Consider the following 26,075-nt stretch of genomic DNA (forward strand, 5'->3'; position numbering starts at 1 on the left):
TATATTCCATACCGAATACAGCATCATTTATACATCAATTTTCTAGTGTTAAGGTCTTTTTAAAGAAAGTAGTCTGTGTTTTTAAGAACTTTAAAATGAATAACTAACCTCATTTAAAATGGAAACAGTAACACTTACTCAAACACACGAACCTGTAGTAGCTTCACTACAAGAAATTCTTTCAGAAAACCCAGAAATGGCTATAGCATTAACCGCTTCTTTAAACATTGCTGTTGCACAAGCTAAAGCAACGTTAAATTCCGATTTATACAACGCTATAAACAATGAATTTAACGGTAACGGATGGCCAACAAACATTCCTGCGTATTTAGATTATTTAGATTTATACGTACGCATGGTACCTAATGAAAGTAATGACCCACAATATCCGAATGCATGGAAAAGTAATGACCAGCAAAACGGATACAATCAAAAGGTATATGATTTATTATGCCAATCGTATTGGCTTATCGATCAAAAAATTCCTGGAACTAATTATACCATGCAAAGCTTTCAAAAGTTTGCCGATTGGTTAGTAGATTTTGCAAATGCATGGGGCGCATTTTTAGATACAGAAGAATCGTTAACAGAAGAAAGTTTGCAATCGTTTAAAAGAGATACGATGTACAACTTCCCTTTGTATGCCGATAATGAACCTACTTGGACCACCTTTAATCAGTTTTTCTATAGAGAATTTAATCATGCTGATCCTGAAACCGGTATCAGTCCTTTACGTCCAATTACAGCTCCAGAAGACAACTCGATAGTAGTTTCTCCAGCAGATTGTACTTATAAAGAATTTTACCCTATCGATAACCAAGGAAATGTTTTAGATATCGATGGAAAACCAACCAAAGTTTCTTTAAAAAAGACCCATTCTATTGGTACGGTGAGCGAGCTTCTTCAGGATAGCGAATACTCTCAAGATTTTAACGGAGGAACTTTTGTACACTACTTTTTAAGTCCGTTCGACTACCATCGTTTTCATACACCTGTAAGTGGACAAATTTTAGAGATTAAAGCTATTGAAGGAAACGTGTATTTAAACGTTAACCTAACTTCAGACGGACAGTGGGATGCTCCTGATGGCGCAGGTGATGGTTACGAATTTACACAAGCTAGAGGTTTAGTGGTTATGGATGCTGGACCAGAAGTTGGAAAAGTTGCCATTTTACCTATCGGAATGTGTCAAGTTTCTGGGGTAGATATGTACACTAACTTACAAGGGAAAAAAGTGGTAAAAGGACAAGAATTTGGGAAGTTCCGATTTGGAGGTTCTGATATTATCATGCTATTCCAAAAACCGCCAACAGATATTTATATGTACAAATACGATCCTGGTCATACACCAATTCATTTTCAATACGGACAAGCTTCGGTATTATTCAATCAACAATAATCTTTAACTAATTATTTATGAATAAGATTATTCCTAACCACACTCCAGCCCCTGGTTGGAAAGGTGGTTTTATAGAGAAACACCCAGAATTACAGTACAAGGATGGCGTTGCTAATTTAAGTACATTACCATTTAATGATAACTTAGATAAAATACATAATATTAAACGTCAACAACGTGTATTATGGCCAGAATTTACGTGGTTAACAAAACACAATGATCCAGCGTCTAGATGTTTTCAAATGTTTGCTCCAGATATTTCAAGAGCAGGTTATGATACTGTTGGACAAAATTGGGCTGTAATTTGTCCGCAACAAGGAACATATATAGAAGGTTTTGGAACTATAAATGTAGAAGTTACTGTTGTAAAACAACGAGGATGGGTAAACGAGTCTGATAAAAGTTTAGCTATTGATATGGTAGTGAGACCAAAAATATGGTTCAGTAAAGACGCAAATCAATCTGCTTATGGAAAATTATTTTGGGGTGCTTTTGAATTGTTAAACAAACTCCATCATTTACCTATTAGCAAAGATCAAGCTATTATTCTGCATACACATCGTACAGAAAAGATGGAACACGTAGAAGATCCTGAAGTTATTTTTGTGAGAGATAAATTATACACACCAAAAGCTTTAGATAAGTTACCTTCTTTCACCTTACACAATAACAAAGCATGGAACTATGCGAACTTAGAAGTTGGTATTGGTGATATTGCCAAAACAGGAGATGAATTTGTGGATTCTTTTAACCAACTAGTGATGAATCTTTTCAATATTGGTTCTGGTAATTTACTACAACCAGAAAGTGTTCTCGCTTGGAATGTTTGGGTAGACGCTCCTACAAAAGTGAACCAAACAGAATGGAGAAATCATGCTCAATATTGGAGAACCTCAATAGATGTAGATCATTGTAGTCCAGACGGAAATGGTTCAAAAGTTCGGTATGCAGACGGAACAGAATTTTCAGCAGCTGAAGAGTTAATTAAAGAAGCCTTACAGGCAATATGGGACTTTGTTAAAAAACATATTTAAACATTTTTTTAAGTTCAAAAACCATCAACCTCAACCGTTGGTGGTTTTTTAATTAATGCTTCTTGTAACAAAGTAAAAACTTTTTCCACTTTAGATTTTCTTTAAACATTCCTCTTTTAAAGTTTATACTTCCATCTTTTATACCTAATTCTACTTCATTTGTGCACAAAAACATTTCTGTTGTGAATTTTTGTAGAAAATCAGCAGCTATTTTTAATAACTTTGATTAATAACCAACTTATATTATAATGAAAACAAAACTCTTAGCGCTATGTGTTCTTTTACTCTCAACTATTGCACAAGCACAGCATGTTCCTAGTTTCAAAATCAAAGACAACCCTACTTATGGTATTAAAGTTGTTCCAAACAAAAGTGTTGAAAATGGCAAAGAGGTATTTGATTACTATCTTACCATAACAATGATTGAAAAATTAAAGCTTGAAAAGAAGAAGAAAAAATTTGATTCGATTAGTAAAAATAGTTTATCACAATTACATAATGATGTTATTGGTGCTGCTACACTTACCTCTTCACAAATAGCCGCTTACGAGAAAGAATTAAAAATTGCGCGTGACTCTTTAGCTATTATTGAGCCTAAACTAGATACACTTTCTAATAAGTATCAAATTGAGGAATTACAACTAAAGAAAACATCTATACTTAGTTTTAATACAAAAAGAGCCAGAGCATTTTTCGATATACTACACGATAATAAAGGAGAACGTTTTAGTGTGTTAAATAATACTGGTTTTACTATAGGTAACAACTCTGGATCTATCTATTCTGAATTAGTTAGCGGAAACCTTTCTATATTTCGAGTAACATTAGGTGCCATGATTTCTAGTAGCTCTTCTGATAACTTGGATAATGCTAAACAAGAAGAAGCTTATCAACGATTGATATCTAATGGAGGAAATACTGTTTTAAGCATTCAATATCCTTTAGCTTATATTCATTCAGGAAATAATCAATTTAATTTTGTTTCAAGACTTAACGCTAAAGGAACGGCAGATTTTCCTGAGTTTGGAACTACTACAGATGATTTTGCAGGAAGTGCTTCTTTTGGAATTGATTTTTATGCCGATGCTGCATTAACAAACAATCAATTGCGCTTTTTTGGTACGTTTAATTACAATCAGGTTTTTGGTACAGGAGAATTTTCTAATAACCTAGGTATTAACGATTCTAGTTTTACGTTCGGACAATTAACTTTAGGATTGGTGTTTAATAATATTAAACTCTCATTTATTGTTGCAACTATAAGCTCAGAAAGTAGTTTAGAAAATAAAAGCGTTGTTGCAGGCGGACAAGTATTGCATTAATACTATCAACATAAAAACACGTAAAAGCACTTCATTTGTAAGTGCTTTTTTTATTTTTACTAATGTCTATTTCTATCTTTTTATATGAACTTGAAATAAGGTTATTCATTCTTTTTTCCATTGATGAAAAATGAAATCGACGTTAGGAGATTCATGAACACTTAAACAAATAGAATCAGTGAACTAAACAAAAAAATCTAGTCTTCTTAGCTTTTCACTCATAAAAATCTCATCCTCGAAACGAAATGAAAAAAACTCATCCTCCTTTGGTCGGATTCAAACAGTTTTTCATTTTTATCGTTTCTTGCGGTGGATTTTATGGCTCAATCTAAAGAGAACGTTTAAACTAGAACTCAAAAGATAAATCATAAAATTGCGTCAAGCTGAATTCATTTCAGCTTCTCATGATTAGATTGCAAAACTCTCGAGATTTCGGGACGGAATGACGATTCATGTCAGTTCGGGTAACGACGTAAGGAGTTGTATCGAGAACTAACTCCATTTTTATTGGATTAAGTGTTCATGAACCTCCTAAAGTCGCTTTCATTGTATCAAGAAAAAGAACGGTAGAGATATACTTTATAAACCATAAATTACTGTTATTCATTCTTTTTTCCATTGATGAAAAAAGAAACAAAAAAATCTAGTCTTCTTAGCTTTTCACTCATAAAAATCTCATCCTCGAAACGAAATGAAAAAAACTCATCCTCCTTTGGTCGGATTCAAACAGCTTTTCATTTTTATCGTTTCTTGCGGTGGATTTTATGGCTCAATCTAAAGAGGACGTTTTCTGCTTAAGAAATTGTTCGTCATTGCGAACGAAATGCAATGAAGTGAAGCAATCTGCAATTCGACTGAAAGATTACTTCGGCTAGTTACCAAACTGCTTTTGGCACAAGCCTCGTAATGACGTTTCCTGTCAGTTCGAGTGAATTTTGCGAATGAAATGAGCGTAATTTGTATCAAGAACTAGTTTTTAGCTCACAACCACATCTCGATACAATTCATCAACTTCTTAAAAGTTGCTTAATCACTCGATGTGACATTTCGTTTTTATTTCGTCATTGCGAACGAAAAGCAATGCAGTGAAGCAATCTGTTATTCGACTGAAAGATTACTTCGACTAGTTACCAAACTGCTTTTAGCACAAGCCTCGTAATGACGTTTCCTGTCAGTTCGAGTAAATTTCACGAATGGTAATGAGAGAAATTAGTATCGAGAACTAATTATGAGTTCCAAACCACATCTCGATACAATTCATCAACTTTTAAAAAGTTGCTAAATCACTCGATGTGACAAACCTGTTTATCCATTCATATTTTCTCAGCGGACTTCGCTGAACGTCTTGCAGAGATACAATTCCATCAGCGAACTTCGCTGACACTTTCGCAAGAGAACAGAACCACCAGCGAACTTCGCTGGCCGTTTCGCAAGGTTACAATTTCATCAACGAACTTCGCTGACCATTTCGCAACGATACAATTCCTCCAACGAACTTCGCTGACGCTTTTGTACAAATAAAAGAACGACAGAAATATATTTTATAAATGATAAATTTTTGTTGTTCATTCTTTTTTCATTGATGAAAAATGAAATCGACGTTAGGAGATTCATGAACACTTAAAACAATAAAAAAGAGTGAACTAATCAAAAAAATCTAGTCTTCTTAGCTTTTCATTTTTGTCGTTTCTTGCGGTGGATTTTATGGCTTAATTTAAAGAGGACGTTTAAACTAGAACTCAAAAGATAAATCATAAAATTGCGTCAAGCTGAATTCATTTCAGCTTCTCATGATGAGATTCCGAAACTCCCGAGATTTCGGGACGGAATGACATTTAGCACAAGCCTCGTAATGACGTTTCCTGTCAGTTCAAGTGACGATGTAAGGAGTTGTATTGAGAACTATTTTTTCTTCTCCAACAAAAAAAGGGTGTTTTTCCTGAATATTTTACCAAATAGAATCTTTTAAATTTAAAGCTGAAAAAGAATAAGCAATAGCCAATCCTCCTGTTTCTTTCCTTTTTCTTAGAAATTTTATGAATTAAAAAGTAACTGTGGTTTTATACAGGCTTTTTTTACTGGATAGCAGGAATAAAAGTTTGTATATAAGCCGTTAGCTTTAATTTAAAAAACCTCAGAATGCCATTTGTAACTGAATACAATACAAGTTTAGTTTTCAAAAAACTCATCGGAGAAATTCCAGAGGATATAAGGAATTGGCAGCCATATAAAAAGTCTATTTACTTTCTGAATCGACTTGATAAAACCAACCTACTCTATTTTAAAAAGTTCTGTGAAAATCCAATCGATAATATTGATAGAATTTACAAAGCAATTGAAGTTGTGGATAAAAAAGAGTTTGTCTATGAAGGTTCGAAGCCATCCTATCACAAATATGACAATTGCGATAGACTTTCTTCAAATTTTGTGAATTACAGAATACCAACACAAATAAAGGAAAAAGGAGAAGAGGAAATTGAAAAATATAGAGCTTGGTTTAAGGAAAATGAATCTTCGTTTAAGGACGGACCTGATGTTTATCAAATGCGACTTCAAACAAAATTCGGGATTATTGAAGGAATACAAAAAGTTGATTATAAAAATAGTGGGAATGTTTACAAAGAAAATCTGACGCTTGAAGAAATTCAAACGAGAATCGATAGTCTACTGCATAATGCGGCACAATTTTTTAAACGCAACGAAAAAAGACAAGAAGTTATAAGACGCTTTCAAACAGCAACTTTTTTAGCTTTCAAAGAAGAAGAGATAGAAAATAATACGACTGAATATTCAGATGAAGAGTTAAAGGCTATTCTAAAACTTTATTATTATTTATTCATTGAGCCAACTATTTACTACTTAAAGGAATTTTTCAAAACATTTTATAACGCAGAAATTGAGATTAACGAAAAAATATTTGAGGCATTAAATTTTAAAAAATGCGGTTACTGCTATTCCGAGAATTATGAAAAAGAATCCAACAGACTTGCAAATAAAAAAAGAATATTAATTGAAAAATTTGGCGAATATGAATTTCCAATCGAGCCAACAAAATTTAATTTTTCGGATATTCCAGAAACTAACAAGAGAATTGCATTTATTTACTGTCGAGTTTACAGATTAATAAGTGAAAAATACAAAGAAGACGAAATTGGAAAATATAAGCAGTACAAAATTGAATACATAAATCATAAGAACAGATTTATTTACCAAGTCACTAAGATATATGAATCTGAAATATCAGGAATTGAACTATTTAGAAAATACATAACTAAAATAGTACAGGATAAAGAAACAAGAGTGACGGAATTTACAACCTATGCTTATGAAATATGAGAAAAAAAAACTAAAGCTAACAATGGCTATAAGTAATTGCTTGTTCTCGCCTACTTCTGAAAATCCTTGCGGATTTTCAGTTTGGTGTGTACTTGCTAAGTTAAGTGCTAAACCAGGCAACTACTCATAGCCGAGACCGTTGAGTGTAATTAAAACTAACAAACTAAATATTTAAAATGGAACTTGATTTAATAGAAAATCTTAAAACGGAAAAAGTAGAGTTGAAAAATCTACTATTAAATCCTAATAACCCAAGATTAATGGGGAAAAGCAGGAAAGTAGATCTTCCGGATACTAGAGTTTCTGAAGAGCAAATTCAAAAAACAGTATTAAGAGATATAAAACTTGAAGGAATTAGTGATTTATATGAAAAAATTAAAAAACTTGGATTTCTATCAATAGATAGAATTGTAGTGCGTAAAATTTCTGATTCAGATAATTATATAGTGTTAGAAGGAAATAGAAGAATTTCAACTGCTAAAACTTTATTACAAGAACACTTAGATGGAATAATTACATTAGAAGATAATCTTTTAAACTCGTTAAAAAACATAGAGGTTTTAGTTTATTCTGGTACAGACAAAAATGTCCTTTGGCTTTTGCAAGGAATGAGACACATTAACGGAATTAAAGAATGGGGAGCATTGCAACAAGCAAGATTTCTGCACGTAATGCAACAAGAAGAGTCTTTAAATGCAACTGAATTGGATAAAATGACTGGATTTGGCCGAAATACAATTGCTAATAAAATTAGATCATATAAAGGTTTTAATTTTAGTCAAGAAATTTATCACGGAGAACTAAATGAGAACAATTTTAGTTTATTTCAAGAAGCCATTTTTACAAGACCTTTAATAAAATCTTGGTTGGAATGGAATGAAGGAGAATCTAAGTTTGATAATTTAGAAAACTTAGAAAAGATACTAAATTGGTATGTTGGAGATGAAGAAGGTAATAGAAAACTTGAACGAGTACTTGACATAAGGGATCATTTTAACAAACTACTGCTTCCTGAAAACAAAAGCATTTTAGTGAAATTTGAGGAAGAGGATGAATTTTCAATAAATGAAGCAATCCAAGAATTAAGAAATAAAGATGCTGAAAAATCAGCTCAAAAACATCAACTTGATTTAGAAGAGAGAATTACTCGACTTAATGATTTGTATACGGAATTATCGACTTTGCCAATTGTTAACATACTCAAAGACGCTAACAAATTAAGGTTTAAAGAAATAATTAAAAAAATAAACGAATCAGCATCTTTTCAATTGACAATTTTAGACAAATAATTAGCTATGAAAATTAGCGACATTAAAAAATTTGTTGAACACCTAAAAGTAATAAACAAAAACCGTTTCTATCTATCTGAAGAATTCATAAAATGGAATAGTGACAATTTTAAAATGTCAGAAAATGAATCAGCAGAAGTTTATGAAATTAATGCAAATAAAATAACTAGACAAATAAAAGGTTATATTGAATCCTGTGAATCGAAACATATTTTTTCTGAATTCAAATTTGACGAATTCGATTCAGATGTTCTAATTAACACTAAATTTTTAGAAGGAAAAGATCAAAAAGACAACATAGAATACAAACTCGAATGGAGAAATAAATTTTATGAATTATTAAAGCAAATTGATTGGAGAGAATTTGAACTATTAGGACAACTTATCCTAACAGAAAATCATATTGAAAATATACAAATCACAAAATCTCAAAAAGATCAAGGAATTGATTTCTATGGGTATTTTAGTTTAAAAAATATCAAATCACTTCCTCGTTTTTATAATTATTTCAAGTTTAGAATAATTGGTCAAGTAAAGCATAGTGAAAAAAACAAAGGAGTTGATCATCAAAAGGTCGCCTCTTTTGGAACGGAAATAAATAAACTAAGGAAAACAACTGATAAATCTTATTTCGTAAATCTGGATGATGATTTTATAAACTCAAAATGGCCTATTTTAGGTATTTTCATAACTAATAGTTATTATCCAATAAAAGCAAAAGATTTCGCTAATGAATATGGAATAATATATTGGGATGGAGAACAAATTTCTCAAGATTTAGCAACCAAAAAAAATATAGACAAACTTTTTGATGAAATTTCTCAAGATCTATCGTTAGAAAAACTAAAAGTATTAATAAAAGAAATATCGAAATAACTACACCAACAATGGCTATAAGTAATTGCTTGTTCTCTTGCAATAGAAGCACAAGAAAATAAAAATTGAGTTTATAATGTACTACAACGGAGCTAATTGTGACATATACATCGGTAAAGGTGCTGGGAGAAAATTATTAAATGACATGCGCAATGCAAAAAAGTCTATTAAAATAGTTTCTCCTTTCTTATCTCCGTTTTTAATATCTGAATTGATAAATTTTAAAAAACGGAATTTAGAAGTCGAACTAATTACAACTGACAACATTGAGGATTATTATGGAAAATATGAGAAAAACATCCATAAACTCATTATACAAAATAGAGAAATTGATAAAGGAGCTGCTGAAAAGAGAGAAAAATGGAAAGACCTTGTAAAAATATTAAGCTACATTAATTTTGGGTTAGTAGCAACTTTAAGTGCAATAGCCTATTATTTACAAGACAGAAAAGTTGCTTTTGGCTTAATTCCAATAGTGGTTATATTTCTTATTATAAGGTTTTACAAAACCAAAGTAAAAAATAAAAGGATTTACTTCTATTAGTATTCACAGTTATTCCCTTTTAAAGTGTATAAATCTCAAGGTTCAACAAGTATAGGCGAAACATTAATTCACGGAAAAATTTATTTGATAGATGATGAAATAGCCTATTTAGGTTCGTTAAATTTTACTGCTAGTGGCACAAAATATAACTATGAAACTAGAATAAGAACTACAGACGTAAATGCTATAAAAGAAATTAAACAAGAGTTTTATCAATTAATGCATCATTCAGGTTTACCTGAAAAAGATATACAATTTTGGGGTAAACAGTCATATAGAGAACCTATAAACTAACCAACTACCCCTCCATTTTCATCGACAACTCAAACCAACGTTCTTCTTTAGTTTCGAGGTCTTCAATAATTTGTTGGAGTTCTAGAGATTTGTCGTTAATCTCTTCTGGCGCAACGCTTCCGTTAGCAAATTGTGCTTCTATGTCGGTTTTCTTTTTTTGGAGTTTTTCAATATCAATCTCTAAAATTCCAAACTCGCGCTTTTCGTTGTAGCTTAACTTTCCTTTTTGAGGTGTTTTTTCTTGCTGTACAGGCGCTTTTTTCTCTTCTTTAGGTTCGGGTTCTCTAGAGTCTTCATACGCTCTAAAATCGGAGTAATTTCCAGGGAAGTTCTCCACAACACCATCTCCTCTAAACACAAACAACGAATCCACAATTTTATCCATAAAATAACGGTCGTGCGACACCACCATTAAATTCCCAGGGTAATCCAACAAGAAGTTTTCTAATACGTTTAATGTTACCACATCTAAATCGTTGGTAGGCTCATCTAAAATCAAGAAGTTCGGATTTTGTATTAACACCGCACATAAGTACAAGCGCTTTTGCTCACCTCCACTTAACTTTTCAACAAAATCGTATTGTTTTTTACGGTCAAATAAGAAACGTTCTAGTAATTGAGCCGCCGAAATTCTTCTTCCTTTGGTTAACGGAATTTCTTCTCCAAATTCCTTAATCACTTCAATTACCTTCTGCCCTTCTTTAATGTTAATTCCCTTTTGCGTGTAGTAACCAAACTTTACCGTTTCACCTACTACAATTTTTCCGCCATCAACTGGAAGTTGTCCTGTTAGTAAATTTAAGAACGACGATTTACCCGTTCCGTTTTTACCAATAATCCCGATGCGTTCTCCTTTTTTAAACACATACTCAAAACCGTCTAAAATTATTGTATCACCAAACGACTTTTTCAGCTTATGTAATTCTACAATTTTGCTTCCCAAACGCTCCATATTAATTTCTAACTGCACTTCGTGTTCGTTTCGGCGTTGGTGTGCTTTTTCTTTAATTTCGTAGAAATCGTCAATACGCGATTTCGATTTGGTAGTACGCGCCTTTGGTTGACGACGCATCCAATCTAATTCCTTTTTATATAAACTTTTGGCTTTACCAAGATTGGTCGCTTCCAAAGCTTTTCGTTCTTCTTTGTTTTGTAAGTAGTACGAGTAATTTCCTTTGTATTTGTATAACTGTCCGTTATCTAACTCGATAATTTCATTACACACACGCTCTAAAAAGTAACGATCGTGCGTTACCATGAATAAGGTAATTTTTTCACGGGCAAAAAAGGCTTCTAACCACTCAATCATTTCTAAATCTAAGTGGTTGGTAGGCTCATCTAGAATTAACAAATCGGGTTTATTAATTAAGATAATGGCCAATGCCAAACGCTTTTTTTGTCCACCCGATAAATTCCCAACTTTTTGCTGTAAATCTTCCAGCTTTAACTTCGATAAGATTTGCTTGTACTGCGTTTCAAAATCCCACGCATTGTGTTGGTCCATTAAATCAAAAGCCGCTTGATAGGCTTCTGCATCATTTGGATTTTGTAAGGCTTTTTCGTATTGCTGAATAATTGGTAAAATAGTATTCTCGGTAGAAAAAATGGTTTCTTCAATAGTTTTTGAAAGATTGAATTCGTGGTCTTGCGATAAATACGCAATATGAATTCCTTTTCTGCTAACTACTTGTCCAGAATCGGGTGTGTCTTTTCCCGCAACAATATTTAAAATAGAAGTTTTACCACTACCGTTTTTCGCTACAAAGGCAATCTTTTGGTCTTTGTTAATTCCAAAAGATAAGTCTTCAAATAAAACGCGTTCTCCGTAAGCTTTAGAGATATTTTCAACAGTAAGGTAATTCATAATCTAGTGTTCGTGCTTTTAAGCAGGCAAAGGTAGTGTTTAAGAGTGGAATATTTTGTTGGGATTAACTATTAAAGTGTATTGAATAAATGGCTGAAGATGATTCCCGCTTTCGTAGATTTAATAAAAACAAAAACCCGAGCACTTGGCTCGGGAATTCGTATATAATAATAAATAGGGATTTTATTACTTTTTTATCAATTTCGCTTCAAATGATTTTTGACCATCATTTACTTGTAAAATATACATTCCTGATGTTAAGCTAGCAACATTAATAGTTCCATTACTTAACTCACCTCTTTGAACAGTTTGTCCGATAGTGTTTACAATTGCATAAGAAGCTAACTGTGCATCTTTACTTGTTAAGCTTACTTTTACAAATCCAGTTGTTGGGTTTGGATAAGCTAGTACATTAATTGATGCTTCGTTTCCTAAGCTCTCAGAAGTTAATGATACACCACCTTCACGAGCAGAGCTTACAATATTAATTGTATAGTCTTCTACTTCTCCATCTGCAAACGTTTCACAAGCTGTTTGTGCTGCATTATACTTCATAGAAACACGCATTCTAGTTTGACCTAATGTTGCTCCTGCTGGTACGTTTACAGTAGCTGATAAGTTGTTTGCACTAGAAGAAGATCCAGAAACAACTTTTTCACTATCCGCGAATGTTCCATCTTGGTTAAAGTCAATCCAAACTGCCCAGTGCTCTGTATAAGCCGTTCCACTAAATCCAGCACTTATAACCATACTATTTGAACTTCCTTGAGCTAAAGTTCCTACTTGTGCAGTAAAGTCAGAATATCCACTTCCTGCTCCTGTAGCATTCGCGATTCCTCCTAACTCAACATTATCAATCCACTCAAACTGAGTTCTGTTACTGCTTGAAGAACAGTAAGAAACTGGCGCTGGTGTATTATCAACCGTTGTAAATGAAACTGAACGTGTAGCAGATTGATTTCCTGCTGCATCTACAGCTCTTACTGCAATTGTATAAGATGTTCCAGCAACTAATCCTGTGATATTCGCAGAAGTTCCTGTTACAGCTCCTAAGCTTGATGATCCTTGGAATACTTCGTATCCAGTTACTCCTACATTATCAGAAGAAGCAGACCAGCTTACAGTAGCTGAAGTTTCTGTAATGTTAGAAGCTTGTACATTTGACGGTACAGTTGGCGCTTGTGTATCTGCTGTAGAACCTCCACCAGTTGTTACTGATAATGCATCAACCGCAATATCACTTGACCAACCATTTCCTGTTGTTCCAACCATTCTTAATTTTACTTTTCCTCCTAAGTAAGCACTTAAGTTTACTGAAACCTCGTTCCATTGGTTTCCTTTATTTCCTGAATCAGACCAAAGATCTGTCCATGAAGAAGCTCCGTCTTTTAAAGCTTGAACTTTTAATGATCCTACATTCGTACCATACATATGGTTTTCAAATGTGAACGTTGCTGCAGATTTTCCAGATAAATCAAAACATGGACTTTCTAAAATAGCTGTTGCATTTGATCCAATTTGACCTGTACTACTGTTAGAAGAAGCTTCTAAGAACATGTAGAAAGATCCTTCAGCTCCAGTACTTGGTCCTGTATTGCTAGATGGCGTTCCTCCGCTATCTCTTACCCAATCTCCGTCATCTCCAGAAACCTGAGTCCATCCGTTTCCTGATTCGAAACCTTCGCTATATGGGAAAGAAGAAACAGTTGATGAACAAGTATCTGCTGGTGGCGGTGGAGTTCCTCCGTTTAACTTATCAGATAAAGCTAAAGCACGTCTTGCTCCTCCAGCTTCTAAATATGTATGCATTCTATCTCTTTGTCCTGCAGTAAATAAATTCATACAAGAATCATCAGAGTAATCCATGTAGTTTTGAATCATATCTTCTGAACCACAAGAAGTGTGTCCTGAAGCACAACCATAGTTTGGTGCATCTGACTCTGGAGTATCCGATACGAAATCATCTACACCACAACCACCGTCACCCCAAATGTGACGTAAACCAAAATAGTGTCCTACTTCGTGAGTTGTTGTTCTACCTCCATCAAATGGAGCTTGAGCAGTACCGGTTGTACCAAAATATTGATCAGCCATTACTACTCCATCAGTTGATGCATCAGTATCCCAAGGGAATTGAGCAAAACCTAAAATAGTAGCAGTACCTGTATTTGTGTTTCTAATGATGTTATCTACAACCCACATGTTTAAATACTCTGCTGTATTCCATGGATCAACACCACCTTGAGAAGATTTCTTTAATGCATCACCTTCTCCTAAAGAAGTATTCCAAGTTGACTTGCTTACTTGCTTTCTAGTAATTCCTGTTGTTGGATTACCGTTAGGGTCAATTTCTGCTAAGTAAAATTCGATTTTTGTATCTGCTGCTTGCGACCATTTGTTCGTTCTATCAGCATTTGTTCTTCTAAAATCTGCATTTAAAACATCTAGCTGTGATTGAATTTGCGCTGCACTAATGTTATTCGAAGAATTTGTATATAAGACATGTACTACCACAGGAATTTGATAGACATCTCCTACAATTTTTCTTTGTGAATTTTTTAGTTGAGCAATTCTGTTTTGAGTAAACTTTTCCATTTGGTGCATGTACTCTTCTGCAGCTGGATTATTTTTAAATTTTTCTTTCATCATCTCATCAGCGTGACAAGAACGCTTTGTTTGAGAGAATACCACACCGGTAAGCATTAAAAATAATAAGGTAATTTTCTTCATTTGTTTAGGGCTTTTTAATGAAAATTTGAAACTATTACATATCCTATAACCAATTCGGTTCTTTTTGGAGAATTTGTGAATAGGGATTTATAGGGGGCCTAATATACAGGAACGATCGTTTTTTTTAACGAATACGTTAAGGATTTGTATAGTTTGTATTAAAAAATGCAATGAATTGTTATTTTTAGATTATGAATTACCAAAGGAAATGTTAAAAAAGTAAAAAACCCGAGCTTAAAGCTCGGGTTTTCATAATGACTAATATAGTTAAGGATAATATATTATCTCTTGATTAATTTAGTTTTAAATGATTTTTGACCATCATTTACCTCTAAAATATACATTCCAAAAGTTAAGTTAGCAACGTTAATTGTTCCGTTAGTTAACTCTCCTCTTTGAACAGTTTGTCCGATTGTATTTACAATGCTATAAGACGTTAATCCTTCAGCTCTGTTGTTTAATCTTACTTGAACAAAAGAAGTTGCTGGGTTAGGGAACGCTGTAAGACCTATTGAAGCCTCATTTCCTAAAGCATCTGCGTTTGTAGTAACATCATTTCCACGAGCAGAGTTTGTAATGTTAATTGTATAATCTTCTACTTCACCATCTCCGAAGTTTTCACAAGCAGTTTGTGCTGCGTTATACTTCATAGAAACACGCATTCTAGTTTGACCTAATACTGCGTTAGAAGGTACATTTACTGTAGCTGATAAGTTGTTTGCACTAGAAGAAGATCCAGAAACTACTTTTTCAGTACTAGAGAATGTTCCGTCTTGGTTAAAGTCAATCCATACTGCCCAGTATTCTGTATAAGAAGAACCGCTGAATCCTGCACTAACAATCATAGTATTAGAACTACCTCTTGCTAATGTTCCAACTTGAGAAGTAAAGTCAGAATATCCGCTTCCTGCTCCAGTAGCATTTGCAATTCCTCCTAATTCTACGTTATCAATCCACTCATATTGAGTTCTGCTTCCGCTAGAAGTACAATACGTAACTTGGTTGCTTAATGTTGTAAACGTAACTGAACCTGATCCTGAAACATTTCCAGCAGCATCTTTAGCTCTTACAGAATATGTATAGCTAGTGTTTGCTGATAAACCAGAAACATTTAAAGAAGTTGAACTTGTAGAAGAAACTAAAGTTGATCCTCTATATACATCGTATCCAGTAACACCTACGTTATCAGAAGATGCATTCCAGCTGATAGTAGCTGTAGTTTGCGTTACAGAAGAAGCTTGTACGTTAGATGGAGTAGATGGTGCTTGTGTATCTGGTGCGCCAGCTCCAATTACTACTGTATAATCTTCTACCTCTCCATAAGAGAACGTTTCACAAGAAGTTGGTACTCCATTATATTTCATAGAAACACGCATTCTAGTTGCTCCTGAAGCTGCACTTGCAGGTACTGTAAACGAACCTGAAACTGGTGTAGTTTGTGTAGCAGATCTAGTCCAAACAGTTTCTCCACTATCTGTAAAGTCACCATCTTGGTTATAATCAATAAATACAGCATATCCTTCGTTATATACAGTTCCTGTCCAAGTTGGCGTGATTGTAATAGTTGCTGAAGCTGATTTTGCTAAAGATGTAGAGATAGAAGTGAAATCTGAATATCCATTTCCGTTTCCAGAAGCGTTGTTGATAGATCCGATTGCTACTCTACCGATATATTCGTCGTTTACGTTATTTCCTTTAGAAGCACAATAGTTTAATTGAACCTCTGTAGTTGTAAAGCTAACTGTAGCACTGTAAGCAGAATTTCCTGAAGAACACTTACTTCTTACTTGTACTTGGTATCCAGTTGTTGCAGCTAATCCTGATAAAGTAGTTGAAGTTCCTGAAACTGCATTAACAGTCCAAGTAGTAGTTCCTGTTTGACGATATCTTACATCATATGTTGCTCCAGCAACACTGTTCCAAGAAACAGTTGCTCCAGAAGAAGAAACTGCAGATACGCTAACTCCTGTTGGAGTAGTTGCGTTACATACTGCTGGTGTAGACTTATCAGATAACGCTAAGCTTCTTCTAGATCCTCCAGCTTCTAAAACAGCTCTCATTCTGTTTTTTTGTCCTACTGTAAATAAGTTCATACAAGAATCATCAGAATAATCCATGTAGTTTTCTACCATATCTTCAGAACCACAAGAAACGTGTCCTGTAGCACATCCGTAGTTTGCTGCATCAGAAGTTGGTGTATCAGATACAAAATCATCAACTGAACATCCACCATCTCCCCAAATGTGACGTAAGTTTAAGAAGTGACCTACTTCGTGCGTAGTAGTTCTACCTTTATCAAAAGGAGCAGATAAATAGAATCCTGAACCTTTGTCTGAGCTACCAAAATATTGTGGACTCATTACAACTCCATCAGTAGATGCACTACCTCCTGGAAATTGTGCGTATCCTAAAATTCCTCCACCGATGTTACATACCCACATGTTTAAATACTCAGCAGTATTCCATGGGCTAACACCTCCTTGAGAAGAACTTTTCATTGCGTCGTTTGTTCCCCAAGAAGTTCTTGTAGACGACTTTCTTGTAATCCCTGATGTTGGATTACCGTTAGGGTCGATAGCTGCTAATTCAAATTCGATTTGCGTATCAGCTGCTTGAGACCATTTGTTGTTTGCATCAGAATTGGTTCTTCTAAAATCCTCATTTAATACATCTAACTGAGATTGTATTTGAGCATCACTAATGTTTTCCTGAGCGTTACTGTAGATTACGTGTACTACTACAGGAATTTTAATAATAGATCCCTCAATTCTTCCTTGAACGTTTTGCAATTGCATAAGTTTATTTTGCGTAAACTCTTCAATTTCTTGCATACGTTGCTTAAGAGCAGGGTCTTTTTGTTGTCTGTACTCTAAATTGTCCATCGAGTGACAGTTTCTCTGTTGTTGTGCAAAAACAACACCAGTAAGTAAAAGAAATAATAAAGTAATTTTTTTCATTCTTTAAGGGGTTTTTAATGGTTTGAGTTAAAAATTTGATTTCCCACAACTAAAGTGTGTTCTTGATGAAGAATTATTAGAAGGGGTTATCAAGGGTTTCCAAATATAATTAGATGTTAACATAATTTAACATTATTGTTAATTTTTTGTGTGAATTGCAAATATTTGTTGAATTTTGTTAGTTTAATATTATGGATTGCCAAAATCATGAAATATATAAAAAGCAAAAACCCGAGTCTAGACTCGGGTTTTTTATTGGTTTAAGTAAAATTGAAGGGTTTTTATCTTTTAACCAATTTCGTTTTGAATGATTTTTGACCATCATTAACTTCTAAAACGTACATTCCGAAGCCAATTTTAGAAATATCAATTCTTTGGTTTGTTAACGCTCCTGATTGAACCGTTTGACCAATTGTATTTACAATTCTATATGAAGTTAAAGCAACATTTCTGCTAGTAGACTTCACTTGAATTACATCTTTTCCTGGGTTAGGATACGCTACAAAGCTAATTGCATCTTCATTTCCTAATGCATCTGCATCTGTGTTGTTAAATGTAGTAAATAAACTATTAGCAGATGATGTGATGTTGATAGTATAATCTTCTACCTCTCCGTCTCCAAAGTTTTCACAAGCTGTTTGTGCTGCATTATACTTCATAGACACACGCATTCTAGTCTGACCTAATACTGCATTTGAAGGTACATTTACTGTAGCTGATAAGTTGTTTGCACTAGATGACGATCCTGAAACTACTTTTTCGCTATCCGCAAAAGTTCCATCTTGGTTAAAGTCAATCCATACTGCCCAATACTCAGTATAAGAAGAACCACTAAATCCTGCACTTACTATCATTGTATTAGTACTTCCTTGCGCTAAGTTTCCTACTTGAGAAGTAAAGTCTGAATAACCACTTCCTGCTCCTGTAGCATTTGCAATTCCACCTAACTCTACATTATCAATCCACTCATAAGTAGTTCTGCTTCCGCTAGAAGTACAATATGTTGGTGTTGGGTTGTCACTTAATGTTGTAAAGGTTACAGTTCCTGCGTTTGAAATATTTCCAGCCGCATCTTGTGCTCTTACCGAAATTGTATAAGAAGTTCCAGCCGTTAAACCTGTTAAGTTTGCAGAAGTTCCTGTTACAGTTCCTAAACTAGTAGAACCTTGGAATACTTCGTAACCTGTAACACCTACATTATCTGTAGAAGCATTCCAGCTTACTGTAGCTGTAGTTTGCGTAATACTTGAAGCTTGAACATTCGATGGTGTAGAAGGCGCTTGTGTATCAGACCCTGCAGTTACAGCGGTAACTTCAATATCATCAATTGCGATATCACTACTCCATCCATTTCCTGTAGTTCCAACTAATCTTAATTTAATTGTTGATCCTAAATAACTTGCTAAATCTACAGATACAGAATTCCACTGGTTACCTTGACTACCAGATACTGTCCAAATATTCGTCCAAGTTGCTCCATCATTTGTAGTAGCTTGAGCTGTTAGGCTTCCAATATTTGTTCCATTCATATGATTCTTAAATGCAAATGTAGCTGAAGACTTTCCTGATAAATCAAAACATCCACTTTCTAAAATTGCAGTAGCATTGCTTCCAATTTGACCAGTACTTCCATTTGTAGAAGCTTCTAAGAACATATAGAATGAACCATCAGCTCCTGTGCTTGGTCCAGTTCCAGAAGAAGGTGTTCCTCCGCTGTCTCTTACCCAGTCTCCATCATCACCTGAAACCTGTGTCCATCCATCATTTGTCTCAAAGCTTTCAGCGTATGGTAACGATTCACATGGTGTTGGTGCAGCAGTTGTAAATGTAGTTGTAGTACTATACCCTGAATTTGTTCCGTCTGGACACTTACTTCTTACTTGTACATCATATTGAGTTCCTGCAGTTAATCCTGATAAATCAGTAGTTGTACCTGAAACAGCATTTACTGTCCAAGAAGAAGTTCCTGATTGACGATATCTTACATCGTAAGTTGTTCCTGCAACTGCAGACCAGTTTACAGTAGCTCCTGTTTGAGAAACTCCAGTAACACCAACTCCTGTTGGAGTAGTTGCATTACAAACAGCTGGTGTTCCAGTAACACCAGTAACAATTAAAGAGAATGCTTGGCTTCCTCCAACTAACGTTCCTTTATTAGTAACTGTAATTGTGTACGTTCCTGATGCTCCGTTGATGTCAACTCTTTCATAAGGATCAACATTGTTATCTTGTTGAGCACTTGTTGTAGGACCTGTTAATTCATATGGAAAATAAGTAGTTCCTCCTTTAGTAACTCTAATATCTAAATCATTAACTAATACTGGAGTTGTAGAGTTTACAGTTGTATTAGCCGTACCTGGTCTATCTGTCCAAGAAATAGATGCTAATAATGGGCTAGTTCCATCAGAATCAACAGTAATAGTGTACGTTTGACCACTATTTAATGTTAACTCTTCAATTTTAGAACCATTTCCGTTAGTAGTAATTGCTTCGGCAGCTCTCTTCGTATTTAAAAGACCCCATCCGAAAACAGCATCTGGTCCTGATGCACCAGCATCATCAGCAGTATGTAGTGCTAAACCTTTTAACGTAGCCGCACGCATTAAACTACCACTGTTTAAATTTCCGTAGTGTTGTTGTAATAATAATAACGATCCTGTTACGTTTGGAGATGCCATAGAAGTACCAGTAATAGAATTATAAGCAGTATCACTATTATCATATGTAGAATAAACCCCAGTACCGTTACCCGTAATATCTGGTTTAATACGCATATCATCTGTAGGACCTTCACTACTTGAACTATTAATAGAAACAGAAACTAAGTTTCCGTTTGCATCAATATTAGCATCTTGTGCGTTAGCAACTACTAAATTGTTTTTAGAAGTTGAGTGCCCTGTTAACTTGTCCCATCCTGAACCTCCAGTTGGGTTTTGGTTTGCAGAGTTATCATTACCATCATTACCAGCAGCAACCACCATTAAATAGTTTGGTGCGTTAAATAAAATTTCATCCCAATCACGAGACTCTTCAATATATCCACCAAAATAATGTTGTGGTAATTGAACTTGTCCGAATTGATTTCTAAAAGCAAAACCATAAGAGTGATTCGAAATAATCATTCCGTTTCCTGTTTCCGTAGTTGCTTCAGATTTGTCATTATTCCAATCAGCAGTTCTAGCTTGAGCATGAGGCGCCATACCTTTGGCATCAGCAACAACTCCAGACGCCACAATTGTTCCTGTAACGTGTTGTGCGTGGAAACTATTTCCGTTTAATGTAGATCCATCAATGGTAGTAACACGATTATTTCCACCTGCTCCATCAAACTCTTGGTGAGTGTTACGTGTTCCTCCACCATCCCATACGTTGGCAGTCATTCCTTGTCCCATTAAGTTTAAACCTAACGAACCTCCAGAATGTAAGTGGTTTGTTCTTGTAGATCTTGCTGCATCAACATTAAAAGTAGTATAATAGATTGGCTGTCCATTAACTACTTTCTGTAATTCCATAAAAGTTCCATCTTCTTTTTTGATGGTTGTTTTCCATCCTTTTTGCTGAGCAATTCTCATTGCTTCTTTCTTTTGAAGATTTTCTTTTGTTTTTAAATTCTTTTGTAGTGTTTCGAGCTTGACCAAATCGTATTCACTACGAATCTTTTGGATCTGCTCGTTGCTTTGTGCGAAAGCATTACTAGCAAATACTAGCATACCAGCAGAAAGCAGTAACTTTGCAGTGTACTTGTTTCTCATTTGAAGGGTTGTTTTTGAGTTAAATAAAACTTAAGGCGCTGATACCATTAAAAAATGTTAAACTAAACCTTAAAATTTTGTTAATAGTTCGCCAAATATAATTTATTTTTAACGAAAGCAAAAAAAATGTTTGTTTTAACACAATATTTTAAAGCAACCCCTATTTTCGTTGCATTATATGCAATCTAACAATAAATAAATGTTAAGAATTAAAGATTTTTCAGTTTCTATTAAACATAAATCCATCCTCAAAAAAGTATCTTTTGATATTAAACCTAATAGTATTCTAGGTTTAGTGGGGGAAAGTGGCAGTGGAAAATCAATAACCTCTCTGAGTATAATGGGATTACTTCCTAAAAAAGATCTTGTTGAAGAGGGGTTAGTAACGTTTGATGGTGAAAATCTTTTATCTTATACCGAAAAAGACTTTTTAAGAATAAGAGGAAATCGAATTTCAATGATTTTTCAGGAACCAATGACTTCATTGAATCCTAGTTTAACGTGCGGTTATCAGGTTTTTGAAGTTTTTAAAAATCACACCTCGTTTTCCAATTCAGAAATAAAGAATGAAATTATAAACTTATTTGAAAAAGTAAAATTGCCTAGACCAGAAGCAATTTATAATTCTTATCCGCATCAACTAAGTGGAGGTCAAAAACAACGTGTTATGATTGCTATGGCTATTGCCTTAAAACCTCAGCTTTTAATTGCAGATGAACCTACCACAGCTTTAGATGTAACCGTTCAGAAAGAAATTATTTCTCTTTTAAAATCGATTCAACAAGAAACCAAAATGAGTGTTTTATTTATTTCTCATGATTTGAATTTAGTTAGTGAAATAGCGAACGAAGTAGTTGTTATGAAAAAAGGGGAAGTAGTTGAATACGGAACTGTAAAACAAGTTTTTTTAAACCCAAAAGCAGAGTATACAAAAGCACTTATCAAGTCAAAACCAACTACCGATAAACGCTTTATAAAACTGCCAACTGTTGAAGATTTCTTAACTGATACGGTAGATTTTAGTGTTGAAAGCATAGAATCAAGAGAGAAATACCATCAAAAGATTTATAGTAAAACACCTTTATTAACTATTAAAAACCTAAATAAAGAGTTTGTTTCAAAATCATTTTTATTTGGAAAATCAAGTGTTGTTAAAGCTGTTAATGAGGTTTCTTTTGCTATTTATGAAGGAGAAACTTTAGGGTTGGTTGGTGAATCTGGTTGTGGAAAAACCACCTTAGGAAGAACTATTTTACAATTAGAAAAAGCCACTTCAGGGCAAATTATATATAAAGGAAAAGATATTACCACTCTTACAAAAAGTGAATTAAAATCATTGCGCAAAGAAATTCAAATAATTTTTCAAGACCCTTTTTCTTCTCTAAACCCAAGAATACCTGTTGGCGAAGCTATCATTGAGCCTATGAAGGTACATAACATTTTTTCATCCTATAAAGAACGTAAAGAATATGTCTTGGAATTACTAGCAAAAGTAGGGTTAGAAGAAGAACATTTTAATCGCTTTCCTCATGAGTTTTCAGGTGGTCAACGTCAACGAATTGGTATCGCAAGAACTATCGCTTTACAACCTAAGTTCATCATTTGTGATGAGTCTGTTTCTGCTTTAGATGTCTCTGTACAAGCTCAAGTACTTAACTTGTTAAATAAATTAAAAAAAGATTTTGGTTTTACGTACTTATTTATCTCTCATGATTTATCAGTTGTAAAGTACATGTCCGATAATGTAATTGTGATGAATAAAGGAGAAATAGAGGAAGTTGGTGAAGCAGACACTCTTTATACAAATCCTAAAAGTCAATATACCAAAACATTAATTAGCGCAATTCCTAAAGATGTTTAACTTTTTTCTGTGCCCTAATTAAATAGTATATTGCATCACTGAAAAACAAAAGAAAGAATTAATGAAAATTATTGTTCCTATGGCAGGTGTTGGTTCTCGTTTGAGACCGCATACATTAACTACTCCTAAACCTTTAACTGTAATTGCTGGAAAAACTATTGTTCAGCGTTTGGTAGAAGATATTAGCAAAGTAATTGATCAAAAGATTGAAGAAATTGCCTTTGTTATTGGTCCTGTTACAAAAGGATTTCCTTCTGATACAGCGGAGAAGTTATTAAAAATAGCTAATTCATTAGGAGCAAAGGGTTCGGTATATGTGCAAGAGGAAGCTTTAGGAACTGCTCATGCTATTTATTGTGCTAAAGAATCATTAAGCGGACCATGTGTTGTTGCTTATGCGGATACACTTTTTAAGGCAGACTTTACACTAGACACCAATGCCGATGGGGCAATTTGGGTGAAACAAGTTGAAGACCCAAGTGCCTTTGGAGTTGTAAAACTTGAAAATGGTTTTATTACTGATTTTGTTGAAAAACCTAAAGAATTTGTTTCTGATTTAGCAATCATTGGAATTTATTATTTTAAAGACGGTAATAAACTAAAAGAAGAAATTCAATATTTAATTGATAATGATTTAAAAGAAAATAATGAGTATCAATTAACAAATGTTTTAGAGTCTTTGAAGCAACAAGGTGCTAAATTTATACCTGGAAAAGTGAATGCTTGGATGGACTGTGGAAAGAAAGACCCAACAGTAGATACTAATAAGCAAGTACTTTCCTTTGAGGCAAAGGATGGTAATAATCTAGTTTCTGAAGACGTTATAGTAGAAAACTCAGAAATTATCCAACCTTGTTACATTGGTAAAAATGTAGTTTTAAAGAATTCAAAAATAGGACCTTATGTTTCTATTGGAGAAAATAGCACAGTAGAAAATGCTACCATTACCAATTCATTAATTCAAACAAATGTGGAAATTAGTAATGCCAATTTTGATAATGCTATGATTGGTAATTATGCTAAATACAACGGAAAATTTACATCTATCAGTATCGGTGATTATACAGAACTTATATAACATACAAAAACACATAGCTCGTAACACCAAAAAATTATTTTGGTGTTTGTTGCTGTTTTGTACTGTACAGGTTTCTTTTAGCCAAGATAGTATCGTTTTAGAATCTAGTATCAGCGAAAAGAAACTTATAAAGTTTGAAGAACATTTTTTTGAAGCTATCACACAAAAAGCAATAAACAATTACCAGAATGCTATTGATAATTTAGAAGAATGCAATACAATTTTACCAAATAATAAAGCGGTTTTATTCGAATTATCAAAAAACTACTATTATCTCAATAAATTACCTGAAGCCTTAATTTATGGTGAAGAAGCTATAAGTCAAGACAAAGATAATGTGTGGATTTTAGAGCATTTAGTTACTGTACATAAAAAGAATAGAAACTTTGATGAAGCTATCATCATCCAACAAAAAATAGCAGAAAAACATCCAAAGAAAAAAAGCGCATTGGTTTTCCTTTATCTGCAAAATGATAATAGAGAGGCTGCTCTAAAAGTGCTAGATCAACTTGCAGAAGCTAAAATGTTAGATTCTCGTTTACGTACTATCAGAAAAAGTATGCTCTTGGTAAAAAGCGATCCTCCAAGGCGATTAAATGAAGTGCCTAAGACTGATAATGATAAGCAAGATTTAAAAATTCTTTTCGAAAAAGAGAAGAGTTTTAAAGTACTTACCGATTTATTGGACGAGTTAGACAAAGAAAATAGTGAGCTTCTTTTAAATTATAGTGAGCGTGGCATGAACTTATTTCCCGCTCAACCCATTGTGTATTTAATGAACGGAAAAGCATTAAATAAAAACAAACAGTTTAAAAAAGCTATTGAAAGTTTAGAAAATGGTATTGATTTTGTGATTGATGATAAGTCGTTAGAAAATCGTTTTTATAATGAACTTATAAAAGCCTATAAAGCTTTGGGTGACGACAAAAACGTACATAAATATCAAAAAAAACGCACATAATACATGAAATTATATCGTTACCTATTCATAGGGTTACTTACGTTCGGTTCTTGTAAATCTTCTAAAAATGCTGTCGATGCATCAGGAGCTGTAGTAGCAATGTCTTCTAAAAAAATTATTAGAAAACATAACAATATTGCCATCCCTAAAACTGTTGATGCTAAATTAAAAGTGAATTATAAAGACACTAATGAAAATCTTGGTTTCTCAGTGAATATGAAAATGGTGAAAGATGAAGTAATTTGGTTAAAAGGAACTAAAATCATCACTATTTTCAAAGCACAAATTACTCCAGATAAAGTGCGTTTTTATTCTCCATATAAGAGAAATTATTTTGAGGGTGATTTTAACATGCTGAAAAAACTTTTAGGAGTAGATATTAATTTCAATCAACTACAAAATCTGTTGCTTGGGCAAGCTATTTACGACTTAAAAAAGAGCAAGCAAGAAGTTGAAATTGCTGATAATTCTTACAAACTCTTTCCTAAGGAACAGATTTCCCTTTTCGATATTTTTTACCATATAAACCCAACTCATTTTAAGGTAGAAAAACAATATGTTGTTAACGCTCTTAAAAATCAGAGATTAGACGTTGCTTATCCTAAATATCTTAAGAAAGATAACTTCTTGTTTCCTGAAAAAATTGAGATCAAAGCCAAAGAAAAAAATAAATTCACTAATATTGATTTGAACTTACGCTCAATTGAGTTTGATAAAGAATTAGAAATGCCGTTTAAAATACCTTCGGGTTATAAAGAAATTGAACTATAGTGAAACG

At 33.7% G+C, this 26,075-nt stretch carries 16 protein-coding genes; 12 read left to right on the forward strand and 4 right to left on the reverse strand.

Going from position 1 to position 26,075, the window contains the following annotated elements; all coding sequences use genetic code 11:
- The first annotated feature begins 118 nt into the window (after nucleotides 1–118).
- The 8 genes from EV195_RS00040 (at nucleotide 119) to EV195_RS00080 (ending at nucleotide 10,094) form a co-directional block, all read left to right on the forward strand.
- The gene (locus EV195_RS00040; RefSeq protein ID WP_132791118.1) at nucleotides 119–1,399 is read left to right on the forward strand and encodes a phosphatidylserine decarboxylase; all 1,281 of its coding nucleotides are present in this window, start codon (nucleotides 119–121) and stop codon (nucleotides 1,397–1,399) included.
- Between the two features lie 17 nt (nucleotides 1,400–1,416).
- Complete coding sequence (locus tag EV195_RS00045) at nucleotides 1,417–2,433, forward strand: hypothetical protein (protein ID WP_132791121.1); 1,017 nt, start codon at nucleotides 1,417–1,419, stop codon at nucleotides 2,431–2,433.
- A gap of 248 nt (nucleotides 2,434–2,681) precedes the next feature.
- Nucleotides 2,682–3,755: a hypothetical protein gene (locus tag EV195_RS00050; protein WP_132791124.1), complete on the forward strand. Its 1,074-nt coding sequence runs from the start codon at nucleotides 2,682–2,684 to the stop codon at nucleotides 3,753–3,755.
- Nucleotides 3,756–5,894: 2,139 nt separating this feature from the next.
- Nucleotides 5,895–7,091, forward strand: a complete 1,197-nt coding sequence (locus tag EV195_RS00055) for a hypothetical protein (protein ID WP_132791127.1) — start codon at nucleotides 5,895–5,897, stop codon at nucleotides 7,089–7,091.
- Between the two features lie 176 nt (nucleotides 7,092–7,267).
- Nucleotides 7,268–8,380 (forward strand): ParB N-terminal domain-containing protein, encoded by a 1,113-nt coding sequence (locus EV195_RS00065; protein WP_132791133.1) that lies wholly within the window; start codon nucleotides 7,268–7,270, stop codon nucleotides 8,378–8,380.
- Nucleotides 8,381–8,386: 6 nt separating this feature from the next.
- The gene (locus EV195_RS00070; RefSeq protein ID WP_132791136.1) at nucleotides 8,387–9,256 is read left to right on the forward strand and encodes a restriction endonuclease; all 870 of its coding nucleotides are present in this window, start codon (nucleotides 8,387–8,389) and stop codon (nucleotides 9,254–9,256) included.
- Nucleotides 9,257–9,332: 76 nt separating this feature from the next.
- A complete protein-coding gene (locus EV195_RS00075) occupies nucleotides 9,333–9,800 on the forward strand; it encodes a phospholipase D-like domain-containing protein (protein ID WP_132791139.1) in 468 nt (155 codons plus the stop codon).
- A gap of 24 nt (nucleotides 9,801–9,824) precedes the next feature.
- Nucleotides 9,825–10,094 carry a phospholipase D-like domain-containing protein gene (locus tag EV195_RS00080; RefSeq protein ID WP_132791142.1) on the forward strand — a complete coding sequence of 90 codons (270 nt, stop codon included), beginning with the start codon at nucleotides 9,825–9,827 and terminating at the stop codon, nucleotides 10,092–10,094.
- A gap of 4 nt (nucleotides 10,095–10,098) precedes the next feature.
- On the opposite strand, the gene EV195_RS00085 is transcribed toward EV195_RS00080, so the two are convergent.
- The 4 genes from EV195_RS00085 to EV195_RS00100 form a co-directional block, all read right to left on the reverse strand.
- Entirely contained in the window at nucleotides 10,099–11,958 is a 1,860-nt protein-coding gene (locus EV195_RS00085; RefSeq protein ID WP_132791145.1) for an ABC-F family ATP-binding cassette domain-containing protein, read from the reverse strand.
- Nucleotides 11,959–12,144: 186 nt separating this feature from the next.
- A complete protein-coding gene (locus EV195_RS00090) occupies nucleotides 12,145–14,688 on the reverse strand; it encodes a GEVED domain-containing protein (protein ID WP_132791148.1) in 2,544 nt (847 codons plus the stop codon).
- 281 nt (nucleotides 14,689–14,969) lie between these two features.
- Complete coding sequence (locus EV195_RS00095) at nucleotides 14,970–17,645, reverse strand: GEVED domain-containing protein (RefSeq protein WP_207899757.1); 2,676 nt, start codon at nucleotides 17,643–17,645, stop codon at nucleotides 14,970–14,972.
- Nucleotides 17,646–17,926: 281 nt separating this feature from the next.
- Nucleotides 17,927–21,397: a GEVED domain-containing protein gene (locus EV195_RS00100; RefSeq protein WP_132791151.1), complete on the reverse strand. Its 3,471-nt coding sequence runs from the start codon at nucleotides 21,395–21,397 to the stop codon at nucleotides 17,927–17,929.
- Nucleotides 21,398–21,596: 199 nt separating this feature from the next.
- Here EV195_RS00100 and EV195_RS00105 point away from each other — a divergent pair, with 199 nt between their 5' ends.
- The 4 genes from EV195_RS00105 to EV195_RS00120 all read left to right on the forward strand — a co-directional run bounded on the left by EV195_RS00105 (nucleotide 21,597) and on the right by EV195_RS00120 (nucleotide 26,068).
- Nucleotides 21,597–23,258, forward strand: a complete 1,662-nt coding sequence (locus EV195_RS00105; RefSeq protein ID WP_132791154.1) for an ABC transporter ATP-binding protein — start codon at nucleotides 21,597–21,599, stop codon at nucleotides 23,256–23,258.
- Nucleotides 23,259–23,319: 61 nt separating this feature from the next.
- Nucleotides 23,320–24,336, forward strand: coding sequence for a sugar phosphate nucleotidyltransferase (locus EV195_RS00110; protein WP_132791157.1), 1,017 nt, complete (start codon nucleotides 23,320–23,322; stop codon nucleotides 24,334–24,336).
- Nucleotides 24,275–25,297, forward strand: a complete 1,023-nt coding sequence (locus tag EV195_RS00115; RefSeq protein ID WP_132791160.1) for a tetratricopeptide repeat protein — start codon at nucleotides 24,275–24,277, stop codon at nucleotides 25,295–25,297. The genes EV195_RS00110 and EV195_RS00115 overlap by 62 nt, the downstream gene beginning before the upstream one ends.
- Before the next feature lie 3 nt (nucleotides 25,298–25,300).
- Entirely contained in the window at nucleotides 25,301–26,068 is a 768-nt protein-coding gene (locus EV195_RS00120; protein ID WP_132791163.1) for a DUF4292 domain-containing protein, read from the forward strand.
- Nucleotides 26,069–26,075: the final 7 nt, after the last annotated feature.

Origin of the sequence: Tenacibaculum skagerrakense, assembly GCF_004345825.1 — a bacterium.
GTDB lineage: Bacteria > Bacteroidota > Bacteroidia > Flavobacteriales > Flavobacteriaceae > Polaribacter > Polaribacter skagerrakensis.

Coding starts and splice junctions, on each gene's coding strand:
- EV195_RS00040 (WP_132791118.1), top strand. CDS start 119: ATGGAAACAGTAACACTTACTCAAACACACGAACCTGTAGTAGCTTCA.
- EV195_RS00045 (WP_132791121.1), top strand. CDS start 1,417: ATGAATAAGATTATTCCTAACCACACTCCAGCCCCTGGTTGGAAAGGT.
- EV195_RS00050 (WP_132791124.1), top strand. CDS start 2,682: ATGAAAACAAAACTCTTAGCGCTATGTGTTCTTTTACTCTCAACTATT.
- EV195_RS00055 (WP_132791127.1), top strand. CDS start 5,895: ATGCCATTTGTAACTGAATACAATACAAGTTTAGTTTTCAAAAAACTC.
- EV195_RS00065 (WP_132791133.1), top strand. CDS start 7,268: ATGGAACTTGATTTAATAGAAAATCTTAAAACGGAAAAAGTAGAGTTG.
- EV195_RS00070 (WP_132791136.1), top strand. CDS start 8,387: ATGAAAATTAGCGACATTAAAAAATTTGTTGAACACCTAAAAGTAATA.
- EV195_RS00075 (WP_132791139.1), top strand. CDS start 9,333: ATGTACTACAACGGAGCTAATTGTGACATATACATCGGTAAAGGTGCT.
- EV195_RS00085 (WP_132791145.1), bottom strand. CDS start 11,958: ATGAATTACCTTACTGTTGAAAATATCTCTAAAGCTTACGGAGAACGC.
- EV195_RS00090 (WP_132791148.1), bottom strand. CDS start 14,688: ATGAAGAAAATTACCTTATTATTTTTAATGCTTACCGGTGTGGTATTC.
- EV195_RS00095 (WP_207899757.1), bottom strand. CDS start 17,645: ATGAAAAAAATTACTTTATTATTTCTTTTACTTACTGGTGTTGTTTTT.
- EV195_RS00100 (WP_132791151.1), bottom strand. CDS start 21,397: ATGAGAAACAAGTACACTGCAAAGTTACTGCTTTCTGCTGGTATGCTA.
- EV195_RS00105 (WP_132791154.1), top strand. CDS start 21,597: ATGTTAAGAATTAAAGATTTTTCAGTTTCTATTAAACATAAATCCATC.
- EV195_RS00110 (WP_132791157.1), top strand. CDS start 23,320: ATGAAAATTATTGTTCCTATGGCAGGTGTTGGTTCTCGTTTGAGACCG.
- EV195_RS00115 (WP_132791160.1), top strand. CDS start 24,275: ATGCTAAATACAACGGAAAATTTACATCTATCAGTATCGGTGATTATA.
- EV195_RS00120 (WP_132791163.1), top strand. CDS start 25,301: ATGAAATTATATCGTTACCTATTCATAGGGTTACTTACGTTCGGTTCT.